General features: G+C 70.5%; 13 protein-coding genes. 5 read left to right on the forward strand and 8 right to left on the reverse strand.

Annotation, left to right across the window (positions count from 1 at the left end):
• Positions 1-61: 61 nt before the first annotated feature.
• Positions 62-910, reverse strand: coding sequence for an NmrA family NAD(P)-binding protein (locus RPX00_RS34065; protein WP_406631566.1), 849 nt, complete (start codon positions 908-910; stop codon positions 62-64).
• Positions 911-1040: 130 nt separating this feature from the next.
• On the opposite strand from RPX00_RS34065, the gene RPX00_RS34070 reads away from it, so the two are divergent.
• Both RPX00_RS34070 and RPX00_RS34075 read left to right on the forward strand, forming a co-directional pair.
• Positions 1041-2024, forward strand: a complete 984-nt coding sequence (locus RPX00_RS34070; protein ID WP_406631568.1) for an AraC family transcriptional regulator — start codon at positions 1041-1043, stop codon at positions 2022-2024.
• Between the two features lie 10 nt (positions 2025-2034).
• A complete protein-coding gene (locus RPX00_RS34075) occupies positions 2035-2304 on the forward strand; it encodes a hypothetical protein (RefSeq protein ID WP_406631570.1) in 270 nt (89 codons plus the stop codon).
• Between the two features lie 4 nt (positions 2305-2308).
• On the opposite strand, the gene RPX00_RS34080 is transcribed toward RPX00_RS34075, so the two are convergent.
• The 3 genes from RPX00_RS34080 to RPX00_RS34090 are packed head-to-tail and all read right to left on the reverse strand — an operon-like array spanning position 2309 to position 4559.
• Positions 2309-2737 (reverse strand): HEAT repeat domain-containing protein, encoded by a 429-nt coding sequence (locus RPX00_RS34080; protein ID WP_406631572.1) that lies wholly within the window; start codon positions 2735-2737, stop codon positions 2309-2311.
• Positions 2707-3516: a sugar phosphate isomerase/epimerase family protein gene (locus RPX00_RS34085; protein ID WP_406631574.1), complete on the reverse strand. Its 810-nt coding sequence runs from the start codon at positions 3514-3516 to the stop codon at positions 2707-2709. The genes RPX00_RS34080 and RPX00_RS34085 overlap by 31 nt, the downstream gene beginning before the upstream one ends.
• 29 nt (positions 3517-3545) lie before the next feature.
• Positions 3546-4559: a hydroxyacid dehydrogenase gene (locus RPX00_RS34090; protein ID WP_406631576.1), complete on the reverse strand. Its 1014-nt coding sequence runs from the start codon at positions 4557-4559 to the stop codon at positions 3546-3548.
• Positions 4560-4674: 115 nt separating this feature from the next.
• Between RPX00_RS34090 and RPX00_RS34095 the strand changes: the two genes are divergently transcribed.
• The 3 genes from RPX00_RS34095 (at position 4675) to RPX00_RS34105 (ending at position 8494) form a co-directional block, all read left to right on the forward strand.
• Entirely contained in the window at positions 4675-5730 is a 1056-nt protein-coding gene (locus RPX00_RS34095) for a substrate-binding domain-containing protein (protein ID WP_406631578.1), read from the forward strand.
• A gap of 193 nt (positions 5731-5923) precedes the next feature.
• Positions 5924-7705 (forward strand): DUF4157 domain-containing protein, encoded by a 1782-nt coding sequence (locus RPX00_RS34100; RefSeq protein WP_406631580.1) that lies wholly within the window; start codon positions 5924-5926, stop codon positions 7703-7705.
• 9 nt (positions 7706-7714) lie between these two features.
• Positions 7715-8494, forward strand: a complete 780-nt coding sequence (locus RPX00_RS34105) for a hypothetical protein (RefSeq protein ID WP_406631582.1) — start codon at positions 7715-7717, stop codon at positions 8492-8494.
• 87 nt (positions 8495-8581) lie between these two features.
• On the opposite strand, the gene RPX00_RS34110 is transcribed toward RPX00_RS34105, so the two are convergent.
• From RPX00_RS34110 to RPX00_RS34125, 4 genes are all read right to left on the reverse strand, one after another.
• Complete coding sequence (locus RPX00_RS34110) at positions 8582-9103, reverse strand: AAA family ATPase (protein ID WP_406631584.1); 522 nt, start codon at positions 9101-9103, stop codon at positions 8582-8584.
• Entirely contained in the window at positions 9100-10116 is a 1017-nt protein-coding gene (locus RPX00_RS34115; RefSeq protein WP_406631586.1) for an isopenicillin N synthase family dioxygenase, read from the reverse strand. Before RPX00_RS34115 ends, RPX00_RS34110 begins: the two co-directional genes overlap by 4 nt.
• A 114-nt stretch (positions 10117-10230) precedes the next feature.
• A complete protein-coding gene (locus RPX00_RS34120; protein WP_406631588.1) occupies positions 10231-10770 on the reverse strand; it encodes a DUF2165 domain-containing protein in 540 nt (179 codons plus the stop codon).
• 30 nt (positions 10771-10800) lie between these two features.
• Positions 10801-11832, reverse strand: a complete 1032-nt coding sequence (locus RPX00_RS34125) for a class F sortase (protein ID WP_406631590.1) — start codon at positions 11830-11832, stop codon at positions 10801-10803.
• Between the last annotated feature and the right edge of the window lie 43 nt (positions 11833-11875).

Genomic DNA, 11875 nt, shown 5'->3' on the forward strand with positions numbered 1-11875 from the left:
GCCGGGAGGAGCCGGTCCTCCCGGCGGCACCTGGGTCGCTGATTCGCTCGCGCTCAGCCGCTCAGCGCCACAGGGCGGCCGCGGCGCGGGCGTAGTCGGCGAAGGAGACCGGCGGGCGGCCGGTGATCCGCTGGACGTCGTCGGTCACGTCGGCGGCCAGGTCGTTGCGGATGCCTTCGTACATGGCGGCGTAGAGGTCGGCGACGTGGCCGGGAGTGCCTCCGCCGAGCATGGCTTCGCGGAATTCGTCCGGGTCCATCGCCCGGTACCGCACCGGTTTTCCGGCGGCCTCGCCCACGATCGCGGCCATGTCCGAAAAGGACAGTGAATCGGGTCCGGTCAGGGAGTAGGTCCGGTGCTGATGCCCGTCCTGGGTCAGGGCTGCCGCGGCGACGGCGGCGATGTCCTCGACGGAGATCGGTGCCACCCGGCCGTTGCCCGCGGGAACCGCGACGACGCCGGTGCGGATGCCTTGCAGGATCGCGGGGTGTTCGGAGAAGTTCTCGGCGAAGACGTTGGGGCGCAGGATCGTCGCGGGCACCGGCCCGGTTTCGAGGAATCGCTCGATCCACCGCGTCGGGCAGTCTTCGCCGGACAGACGCGCCGTCGTATTGGACAGGTGGACAACGCGGCGAACCCCGGCGGCCTTGGCGTCGTCCAGCAGCGCGGCCACCTCCGACGTGGGGTCGGAGCTGATCGACAGCCACTGGTAGATCGCGTCCACGCCCTCCAGTGCGGGCGGGTAGGTCGCCGGGTCGCTCCAGTCGAAGCGGACCGGCGTCACCGCGCCCTCCGGGATCCCCGGATTCCGGCTCGCTGCCCGGATCGTGTGCCCCTGTCTGGCGAGCAAGGACACCACGCGGCGTCCGGTGCGTCCGGTCGCGCCGAGAGCAAGAACCGTGGTCGGCACCCATTCCTCACAAGGTAAAGTCGAATCGGTAACGACATCACCTTAGGAATGGGTTACCGACGCGCGCCATGACAGCTCTCGACAGATTCATATCCGATCGGCGCCGCGGCGGAGCGAATCGGGTAGGGCGGTGAAAGCGGTCGGCCGCGAGCGCGACCATGTGGCCGACATCGTGGGCAACATCGTCGCCGCCCTCCGGCGCGGCGGTGTCGTCTACGGCAGGTTGCTGTTGCGCGGCCCGTGGGGCCTCACGTTCGAGTCGCGGTCGATCGCCAACATCTACGTCGTGATCGCGGGTTCCTGCGTGCTCGTCCCTGACGGCGGGCAGGCTCTGCATCTCGCCCAGGGGGATGTCGCGCTGCTGCCGTCCGGCGCCGGGCACGTGGTCGCCGACACGCCGGGCCGTCCGGCGCCCACCGTGCGAGAGCTGTTCGACGCCGACCTGGAGGAACTGTCGGCCACCGACCTCGTCATCGAGGGCGACGGCCCCGAGGCCGTTCTGGTCTGCGGCGCGTATCTGCTCGAACCGGCGCCGCAGCACCCGTTCATCGCCTCGTTGCCGGACGTCGTGCACGTGACGGCGGGCCAGATGCGCGGCACCAGCCTCGCCGCCGCCGTCCACTTGCTCGCCACCGAGGTCGACCAGGCCGGCCGCGGCACGCCCGCCGTAGTGGCCTCGCTGCTCGACCTGCTGTTCACCTACACCCTGCGGTCGTGGTTCCTCGGCCAGCCCGACCAGCCGGCCGGGTGGGCCCACGCGCTCCACGACCCCGCGGTGGGCCCCGCGCTCGCGCTCCTGCACGACGACCCCGGCAAACCCTGGACCGTGGAGGCGCTCGCGCACGCCGTCGGCGTCCCGCGCGCCCGGTTCAGCCGCCGGTTCACGTCGACGACCGGACATACCCCCATGGAGTACCTCGGCATCTGGCGGATGACCGTGGCCGCCGGCCTGCTGCGCGAAGGCCAAGCGCCTCTGCGTCAGATCGCCCGGAAGGTGGGGTACGACTCGGAATTCGCGTTCGCGCGCGCTTTCAAACGGGTCGTCGGGCACGCCCCCGGTCGTTATCGCGCAATGCACCGTCGTGATGAGGGTGCCGCCGATCCGCGACGGTAAGGAGGCGGCGATGCAGGCTGGTTCGAGGGGGCGCGGCTGGGCGGGTTTCGCCGGGCCGGCGCTGCTGTGCGTGCTGTTGTCCGCGGCGTTCTCGGCATTCCTGCTGGTGATGGTGTACGTGTGGGCGCTCATGCTGCCGGTATTGCTGGCACTGGTGACGTGCATAGCCGCCGGTTACTTGTGGCGGGGCGACAAACCACGGGCCGTGGCCGCGGTGCTGACGATTCCGTGCACTGCGGGGCTGACAATGTGCGGTTGGTATCTCTTGTCGCTGCTGTGACAGTTCAGGAGCGGCGGAGGAACAGGTTGAGCGCGGCGGACACGTTGTCGCGCACGAACTCCTCGGGCTCGGCGGCCAGCACGGCCCGCATGGGCTCGACGCTGTGTTCGGCGCCGGGCAGATCGAAGACCGCGCAGCCGGCGGCGTTGCGGACGTCCCAGTCGTCGTCTTCGCGCGCGAGCCGGAACAGCGTCTCGCGGCATCGGTCGGCGAGGCCCGGTTCGGCGAAGTCCAGCAACGGGATCGCCCGGACGGCCTCGACCCGGACAAGGTCGTCCTCGGCGACGTCGTCCGCGGTCGAGATCAGGAACGGTCCGAGCACCGGCGAGTCTTCCGCGCTGGGGACCAGCAGCCGCAGTGCCTGGAAACGCTCGTCGGCGGTCATCCGGCCGAAGCGGTCGATCAGTTCGCGGGCAGTCGGCTCGGCGGGCACGGTGCTGATCGTATCGAGCCGGTCAGGTACTTCGCTCCCGCGGCGAGGAGCCCGGGCAAGGGTGCGGCGGTGGGGTGCCAGGCGGCTTCGTACTCCCAGACGGCCCAGGACTGGTCCGGCATGAGGTCGAGGCTTTCCTTGAGCGGGAGTACGCCCGCGCCCAGGGCGATCGGGGTGAGGTCGGTCAGGCTTGCGACGTCCTTGACCTGGAGGTAGCCGAGGTGCGGTGCGAGCGCGGCGAAGGACTGGGCTGGGCTTTCCCCGGACCGGACGGTGTGCAGGACATCCCACAGCACGCCGACTTCCGGGCGTCCGACCGCGCGTACTACGCGTGCGGCGTCGGTGCCGCGGGCGTGGGAATCGTGTGTCTCCAAGAGGATCCGCACACCCAATGCCTGAGCTTCGTCGGCTACGGAGCGCAACCGGCATACCGCGCGGGTGTCGGCGTCCGGGGTGTTGCCGCCTCGTGGGAAGACGCGCAGGTGTGGTGCGCCGAGGTCGGCGGCGAGCCGGAGTTCGTCGCGGAGGGTGGCGAGGATGGGTTCGTCGGGTCCGGGAGCGGCGACTCCGGTGTACCCGGCGACCGCGAGCGGGGTCAGGCCGCTGGCAGCGCAGGCGCGCGCGGCGGCTCGACGTTGCGCGGCGGACATGCCGACGTGTACGGCTTCGCCTGGGGCGCACCGGAGTTCGAGGCCGTGCCAGCCGTGGTCGCTGGCGAGCCGGAGCACGTCGATCAGCGGCTGGCCGGGCAGGCCGAGGGTGGAGAGGGCGAGGCGCACGGTGCGGCCTTCTTTCGAGGGCTGTTGTTTCAGGCCGATCTGGTCAGGTGGTCCGGCTGGACGCGATGCGCGAAGGGAACGCCGTCGGCGAACCGGGCGAGTTCGTCGAGCGCGTCCTGCGCGAGGCGCTCGAGTTCTCCGCCGAGCGAACCGGCGATGTGCGGGGTCAGCAGTACGCCGGGCAGGTCGTAGAGCGGCGAGGTGCGCGGGAGCGGTTCCGGGTCGGTCACGTCGATGACGGCGTGGATCCGGCCGGAGGCGATCTCGTCGGTGAGTGCCGGGGTGTCGATGAGCGCGCCTCGGGCGGTGTTGATCAGGGTTGCGCCGTCGCGGAGCATTCCCAGTCTGCGGCGGTCGATCATGTGCTCGGTTTCGGGCAGGCTCGGTGCGTGCAGCGACACGGTGTCGGACTGCGCTAGCAGCGTGTCGAGGTGGACGAGGGTGGCTCCGAGCGTTTCGGCGTCGGCGGCGGTGAGGTAGGGGTCGGCGAGGAGCACGTCGAAGTCGAAGGGCCGCAACAGGTCCAGCACTCGCTTGCCGACGCGGGAGGCGCCGACGATGCCGACGGTCCGCCGGTAGTTGCCGACGCCGGTGACCGGATCGAGCGTCCGGTGTTTCCGGTAGAGGGCGCTGATCTGCCAGACCCGCTTGTGCGCGAACAGGATCGACGCCAGCGTGAATTCGGCGACCGGGATCGCGTTGGCCTCGGCGGCGGAGGTCACCTCGATGCCGCGTTCCCAGCAGGCGGGGGTGACGTGGTCCTTGACCGAGCCGCCGGTGTGGATCACCGCCCGCAGCCGGGGCGCGCGGTCCAGGACGCTCTGGTCGATCGGCGGGCATCCCCACCCGGTGATCAGGACCTCGACCGCACCGAGGTCGGACGCGGCGGCGAAATCCTCGATGACGTCGTCGGGGTCGACGTCCGCGAGCTGGATCAGCCGGCCGGTCGCGGCCGGGCCGAACAGCTCGGCCCGGACGGAACGGCGCATGGCGAGCCGGGCGCGCGGACGTCGGCTGGGCGTGCTGGAACTCCGGTGCGGCATCCGCATTCCCTTCGAAGTGATGTCACATGATATTCCGATATCACCTCGCGGCTGTCAAGGCCGATGGCGAGCGCAAAAGTGATATCGTTTGCCGTCACTGGCGAGAAGGGGACTGATGCTGGCGGAGGACAGGCAGCGCGCGATCGTCGAGGCGGTGCGGGCGCGGGGGTCGGTCACGATCCGCGAGCTGGCCGAGGAGCTGTCGGTCGCCGCTGTGACGATTCGGGGCGACGTGCGCGAGCTGGCCCGGCGCGGCGAGGTCGCGCGGGTGCACGGCGGTGTGGTCTGGCCTGCGGCGGAAGGGGAACCGGTCCCGGCCAAGCGCCCCGCCCCGGAGTCCGGTCGCGGGTATCACCTGGGCATGGTCGTGCCGCATTCGTCGTACTACTACCCCGAGGTGGTCGGCGGGGCGAAGGCGGCGGCGGAGGCGCTGGGCGTGAGGCTGGCGCTGGGGGTGTCGCGCAACGCCTTCGCCGAGGAGAAGGCGCTGACGGCGAAGATGCTGGACGCTGGTGTCGACGGGCTGGTCGTCACGACGGCCGAAGACCCGCGCACATCCCCGGACGCCGAGGCCTGGCTGCGGAGCCTCCCCGTTCCGGTGGTCTTGGCCGAGCGCCGGGTCGGGTTGGACAGCGGTGCGGTCGAGCACGTGGCGACCGACCACGAGTACGGCGCGCATCTGGCCGTGCGTCATCTGGCGGAGGCCGGGCGCAGCCGGATCGCGTTGCTGCAGTTCGACACGATGACCGCGCCGATGCTGCAGATCGGCTATCAGCGGGCGCTGACCGCGTTGGATCTGAAGCCGTGTTCGCCGGAGGTGCCGAGCATTCTGTCGGAGGACGATCCGGCGGACCTGGACGAGAAATGCGACCAGCTGGTGCGCTGCGTGAAGACCGGCCAGCTGGACGCGGTCCTGGTCCACAACGACTTGATCGCCCTGCCGCTGGTGAGCAGGCTGCAGACGTCCGGTATCCGGATCCCGGACGACCTCGCCGTGGTCACCTACGACGACGAGCTGGCCGAACTGGCCGATCCGCCGCTCACCGCGGTGGCCCCGCCCCGGCACGCGGTCGGCGCGGAAGCGGTCGAACTGCTCGTCCGGAGGCTCGACGACCCCGGCCGTCCGGCGCACCACCTCATGCTGCGCCCGGTGCTCAATGTCCGGAGCTAGCCTCGTTTCTTCTCGAGGTGCGTGACGGACCGGTGACGGTCGCCGAGGACGATGTCGGGCGGCGGAAGGAGGTGCCATGTTCGCGCACCGATCCCGGCCCGCACCAGCCGGTGCCAGCCCTTCGGCGGCCGTGCTCCAGCGATGCGGCGCCAGGCCCTGCCCGAGCGGAGAGTGCCCCGACGAGGACCGGCCGGTGCTGCACCGGCAGCCCGCCGGCGACGGCCCCCAGACCGCGCCGCCCATCGTGCACGAGGTGCTGAACAGCCCCGGCCAGCCGTTGGATCCCACGACGCTCGTCGCAATGAACTCGGAGTTCCACCAGGACTTCAGCCGGGTCCGTGTGCACTCCGACGGGCGCGCGGCGAAATCCGCCGCCGCGGTCGCGGCCCAGGCGTACACGGTGGGCTCGCACATCGTTTTCGGCCCGAACGGCTACCGGCCGCACACCCCCGCCGGGCAGCGGCTGCTGGCGCACGAACTCACCCATGTGGTGCAACAGCGCGCCGTCACCCGGATCCCGGAGTCCCGGCTGCCGATCGGGGACCCGCACAGCCCAGCCGAGAGGGCCGCCGACCGGATGGCAGCGGGCCCGGCTGGCAGTGACAGTCCGGCGTTGCGTCGCCAGATCGTGCCGTCTGCCGCGCAGCCGGTTGGGAGCGATGGTCCGGTGTTGCGTCGTCAGACTGCGGTGCCTGCCGCGCAACCGGCTGGCAGCGATGGTGCGGTGTTGCGCCGTCAGCCTGTGCCGTCTGCCGCGCAGCCGGTTGGCAGTGATGGTCCGGTGTTGCGCCGTCAGATCGTGCCGCCCGCCGCACAACCGGTTGGCAGTGATGGTCCGGTGCTGCGCCGTCAGATCGTGCCGCCCGCCGCACAACCGGTTGGCAGTGATGGTCCGGTGCTGCGCCGCCAGACCGCGCCGCCAGCCACGCAACCGGCCGCCGCGCCTCCGTCCGCCGGGACGCCAGCGCTGGTGCCCCAGCTGATGGGCCCGATGCTGCGGGAATGGCGGGCCGCGGGGCTGCTGGATCCGCCGTTCCGGCCACCTGACACGGCCGAAATCCCAGACCTGCCCGCCCCCGGCTCCGAATCGGGTGCACCGTCCGCTTCGGCCGCGCCGCCCGCGTCTGCCTCGGTCGGGCGGGCGGCACCGGCCCTCGCGCCCCCGATGCCGCCCGTGAGATTGCCGGTGCCCGCCCCGCCCGCACCCGCGCCGGTTCCGGCCCCTGCTCCCGCACCCGCCCCAGCGCCAGCCCCAGCCCCGGCACCCGCTCCCTCGCCGGTTCCGGCGGCTGAACCGGTGCCGGAACCGGTCGTCACGCCGCTGGGTGCCGGGATCGCCGCGTTCATCCTGGTCCTGCTGTATCCGTCGCCGACCGCGCCGCCCTGGATGGACGAGGTCAGCCCGGTCAGCGGCGGCCCGTACGGCAGCCCGGAGGAGTACCAGTGGACGCGGCGGCTCAGCGCGCAGCAACGGGAATACCTGCGGTACCTGCAGCGCGCCCGGCGAATCACGCCCAGCCCGGCCGCCGACGGCGACACCGCGCCCGACGTCCTGCCCCAGCCGGAACCCCAGCCCGAGCCGCGGCGGCGCCGGCCGGGTTGTTTCTCCGCCGCGGTGCCCCGCCGGGGCGGCCACGCCCGGCACGACGCCTACGCCACGAAGGTGACGGGTTCCCCGCACGACTATTTCGTGCGCACCCCGCGGCCGGTCGCCGCGATCAACTACGACGGCCTGCAAACCGGCACCGTCAACGTGTGGGAGGTCAAGACCGGTTTCGGCTGGTTCTTCTGCCCGACTTACGCCTCCCTGACCGCGACGACCCTGGCCCGCTGGGACGTGCAGAAGAATCTCGGCCTGCTGGTGGCCCAGCGGTGCGGCTATCTGCATTTGTGGGCGCACCACGACCGGTACATCGCGCAAATGCTGCTGGTGCGGTGGGGCGGCATCCCGCCGGTGGCGTGGATCCGGGAGTGAGCCGGGCGAATGCCGGAGAATGATCGGGTCACGGCCTACGTCCCGGCGTCCGGTCCGCCGGAGCTGGCCGCCGGGCTGGCCGAACTGGCCGGGCTGCTCAGCGCGCAGCCCTGGCGGGCGGGCGGCCCAGAGGGCGATCCGATCGCCCTGGACGCGGAAACCCTCGCCGGATACCTGACGGCCGTCGAGACGGACTGGGCGAACGGCGTGCCCAGCCCGTGCCTGCTCGCCTCGGGCGACCTCGTGCTGGTGGCGGACTTCCCGCCGGACGGCCCGGCGAACGTGTGGTTCCCGCTGCTGAGCCGTCCCGCGATCGACGGCCTGCTCGACCTCCTCGGCGACGTCGTCACCGCGCTGGGCGCGTATCACGCTCACGTCGAAAACGATCGGCTGCTGATGCTCTACCAGGCGGTCCGCGCCACCGAACGGGCCCGTGCGGCCGCGCCGGAGGAGTACCGACACCTCATTCCGGACCCGCCAGGACAAGCCGGTTCCGGTGCGGTGCCGTCGCTGCTGGTGCCGCAGGAGTACGACACCCGCCGAGTGCCGCCCGGCGTGTGGTGGGCGAACTACTGGGACGCGCGCCAGGTGCGCACGCTGGGCGAGAACCGGGTGCACGCGGCCCGCTGGGCCCGGCTGCGGCCGGCCGGGCAGGGCCTGCTGCTCGCCCCGACCGAGGAACCGCTGGACCCGTCCCGCGCGGATCATGCCGCGCTGCTCCGGGAACTCGTCGAGGGACTGGGTTTGCCTGCGGCGCAGGAACGTTTCCGGTTCGGCGAGGACCGGTAGCGTGCACCGTCCACAGTGGACGAATGGCTGGGCGCGGCTTCCGACACGGAGGAGAGCCGATTTCGCTCCGGCGAAAGGATATTCCCGTCAACCGGACAACGCGCGTGCGTGCCGCAGAACGAGTTCGACGGTTTCCGCCGCGCTCGTCACGGCGGTGTCGATGACCAGGTGGTCGCGGTCCCAGGTCTCGTACTCGCGGTCGACGACCTGCTGCCAGGTGGGAAGCACCAGGCCGGGGATGTCGACGGTCCGGTTTTCCACCCGGGCGCGGTGTTCGGCGGGCAGGGAGCAGACGAGTTCGACTTCGAGGGTCCACCCGCCGTGCCGGTCGCCGACGTTTTTCCACGCGTCCCGGGTGATTTTCAACGGATTCACGCATTCGGCGACCACGGTGACCCCGAGGTCGAGCTGGTCGCGGGCCAGCGCGTACCCGACCAGGTAGCCGACCGCGAGAGGGCGTTCCGGCAATTCCCCGGAGTCCGCGAGGGTCTGTTCGATCCGGTCGATGCGCAGATACGCCGCGCGAAGCTCGCGGGCCACCGGAGCGGCGACGGTCGACTTGCCGGTGCCGGGAAGCCCGCCGAGCAGGATCAGGCCGGGGTCGCTCATCGCTGACGATCCGCGAGGACGTCGCTCCACCAGCGCTGCGCGACCTTCGGATGCGAGCGCAGCCAGCCGATCAGCGCGTTCTCGCCGAACGCCGCGTGCAGCGGGTTGTCCGGGTCCTGGCTGACTCCCTTGGCTTCCGCCGCCAGCTCCGGCGGCAGCACGAGAGGTTCCACGACGGCATCGAGCCGCGGCCCCAGAAAGAACGGCACGGAGAACCGCTCGGTCCCGGCGGGCGGGCTGACCACGCGATGCCGCGTCGCGGTCAGGTAGCCCTGGGTCGCGATCTCCAGCATCTCGCCGATGTTGACCACGAAGCTGCCCGGGACTGGAGCGGCGTCGATCCAGCCGCCATCGGACGCCTGCACCTGCAAGCCGCCGACCTCGTCCTGGTGTAGCAAAGCGAGATAGCCGTAGTCCTTGTGCGCGCCGACGCCCTGCTCCTGTTCCGCCGACTGCCGCCCCGGGTACCGCACGATCTTCAGGTGCGTGTTCGCTTCCTCGTCGAACCACGCGTCGAAGTACTCTTCGTCCTGGCCCAGCGCGGCGGCGAGCGCGCGAAGCACTTCCCGGCTGACGCGCAATGCCTCCGCCTGCCACGCGAGGGCCGTCTCCCGCAGCGCGGGAAGGGTTTCCGGCCACTGGTTGGGGCCGATCAGGCGCTGCCAGGCGGGTCCGGAGCCCGCGACCGGCTCGCGCTCCGGGCCGATGTCGATCTGCTCCCGCCAGTCGGGAGCGCCGCCGGTGCGCTCGTGCCCGGTCCGCGTGTACCCGCGGAACTGCGGCGACCGGACGTTCTCGATCGCCAGCCGCTGCTCGACCGGCAAGGCGAAGAACTCCTTGGCCGCCGCGAAGATCCCGCGGGCCAGTTCGCCGGAAACCCCGTGCCCCACCACGTAGAAGAAGCCGACGTCGTGCGCGGCGGCACGCAGTTCCGCCAGGAACGCGGCCCGGCCGGGGCGGCGGAAGCGCGAGAGGTCGAGCAGCGGCAAAGCCTGCCTGTCAAACGTGGTCACGTCCGCAGCCTAGGGGCTGTTCTTCGTTCCGTATGCGGGTCTCACATCGCGGACGCTGTTTCGCTGAACACCGGCCGCGCGGCGTTCGGCGGGTTCTTCTGTCGAATTCTCCTTCTACTCGACGGGTTTGCTGTCCGCCGCACGCCTTGAATCTTTCGTGGCGAGAGCGGTGAATACGAGGCCGAATGAGGCGATGATGAGGTTCTGAAGGGCTGCCTGGAGGCCGTTCCACTTGCTGGATTGCCACATTTGAAACCATTCCCCGCCTATTGCGATGAAGCCGACCCCGAAGAGGATCAGCTGCATTACCCAGCCGAGGTTGGACAGGTGCTTGGCTGTCGACAGCGGGCGACCGGTCAGATGTGCCCGTATCCATGCGATGAATCCGGCGATGAGCGCCAGTGCGGTGAGCAGCTCCCAGGCGATGATGGCGACGTAAATGGCATCGGCGAGTCCGGGGCTCGTTATGGCGCGCCACATCATGTTCGGCGACTGGAATGTGGTGTCCATTGCCAGCACGTGCCGGACGAATTCTTGATTTGTTCCGAAGTCCGTGATGTTGCCGACGGTGACCAGTGTCATTTGGATGGCGGTAATCCCGGTGATGACGGTGGCTGCGGCAGAAAGAGTTCCAACCCTCCTGAGGATGCTCATGCAGGGATCTTACCGACTTCGGCGTGCTCGCTATGGCTGTTGTCCTCCTTCGAGCTGAGCGAAAACTATGACGTTGTCCCGGTAGGAACGGACGGTCCGGTCGAAGGAACCGCCGCAGGTGATCAGCCGTAGTTCTGGGCCGGGGGTGCGGCCGTAGACCTCCCGGGTGGGGAAGCGGTCCTTGGGCGCGTGGATGATCTGGCGCACCACGAAGGTGACGACGGAACTGTCGGCGCGCTCGACGGTGATGCGATCGCCCGGTGCGAGTTCGCGCAGCCGGTAGAAGATGCCGGGCTGGCTGGCACCGTCGATGTGGCCGACGATGACCGCGGGTCCGGTCTGGCCGGGCGCCGGTCCCGGTTCGTACCAGCCGGCTTGCATCGGGGTGGCCACCGGCGGGGTTTGCATGTGCTGGTTCGCGTCCAAGCCGAGCTTGATCAGTGACGAGTTGGCGTCGAGTTTGGGGATGTGCACTGCGGTCGGGATCACCCGCACCGCAGGGTTGTTGACCGCCACGACCGGTTGGCGCGGCGGTGGGGCAGACCGTGAGGCCGGGGCGTCGTGGGCCATGCCCGGCGACGGTGCGGGGTCCGTGGTCAGGACGAGTACCAGCCCCAATGCCGCGGCGGCCGCGACAGCGGTGATCGCGACACGGCGATACGGGGCGAGTGCCGGACGGGTGCTCTGGTAATGCTGGCGTGGCACTCGTGTCGCCTCTCTGATGATCAGCCAGATCAGCAACCAGGCGGAGCTGAAGTAGACGAGATAGCGGAGCGGCGAAACACCGGCCGTGCCGAGCGCGCGCAGCACCAGGCAGGCCAGCACGGCCGCGGCGAGCAGACCGGACAGGACCTGCCAGTTCTTCTTACGCCGCAGTCGCTGACCGGTGTGGTGGAGCGGTTCCCAGCCGACCGCGCCGACGATCACGAGGGACGCGACCGCGATGGCGTGATTAGCGTTGCCCGGCAGGAAGGTGTCGGCCAGCAAGGCCCACGACAGACCGCCCAGCGCGAGCTGGGTCTGGATGCGGCTCACCGTCGGGACGTTCTCGACCGCAGACATGGCCCACTCCGGATCGTGAACGGGGAGGAGTGGTGTGGTGTGG

Origin of the sequence: Amycolatopsis sp. WGS_07, assembly GCF_045278895.1 — a bacterium.
Taxonomy (GTDB): Bacteria; Actinomycetota; Actinomycetes; order Mycobacteriales; family Pseudonocardiaceae; genus Amycolatopsis.

What these genes read in the sequence shown, in the direction of transcription:
- RPX00_RS34075 (WP_406631570.1), top strand. Translation starts at nt 2,035, where the DNA reads ATGCAGGCTGGTTCGAGGGGGCGCGGCTGGGCGGGTTTCGCCGGGCCG.
- RPX00_RS34090 (WP_406631576.1), bottom strand. Translation starts at nt 4,559, where the DNA reads ATGCCGCACCGGAGTTCCAGCACGCCCAGCCGACGTCCGCGCGCCCGG.
- RPX00_RS34095 (WP_406631578.1), top strand. Translation starts at nt 4,675, where the DNA reads ATGCTGGCGGAGGACAGGCAGCGCGCGATCGTCGAGGCGGTGCGGGCG.
- RPX00_RS34105 (WP_406631582.1), top strand. Translation starts at nt 7,715, where the DNA reads ATGCCGGAGAATGATCGGGTCACGGCCTACGTCCCGGCGTCCGGTCCG.
- RPX00_RS34110 (WP_406631584.1), bottom strand. Translation starts at nt 9,103, where the DNA reads ATGAGCGACCCCGGCCTGATCCTGCTCGGCGGGCTTCCCGGCACCGGC.
- RPX00_RS34120 (WP_406631588.1), bottom strand. Translation starts at nt 10,770, where the DNA reads ATGAGCATCCTCAGGAGGGTTGGAACTCTTTCTGCCGCAGCCACCGTC.
- RPX00_RS34125 (WP_406631590.1), bottom strand. Translation starts at nt 11,832, where the DNA reads ATGTCTGCGGTCGAGAACGTCCCGACGGTGAGCCGCATCCAGACCCAG.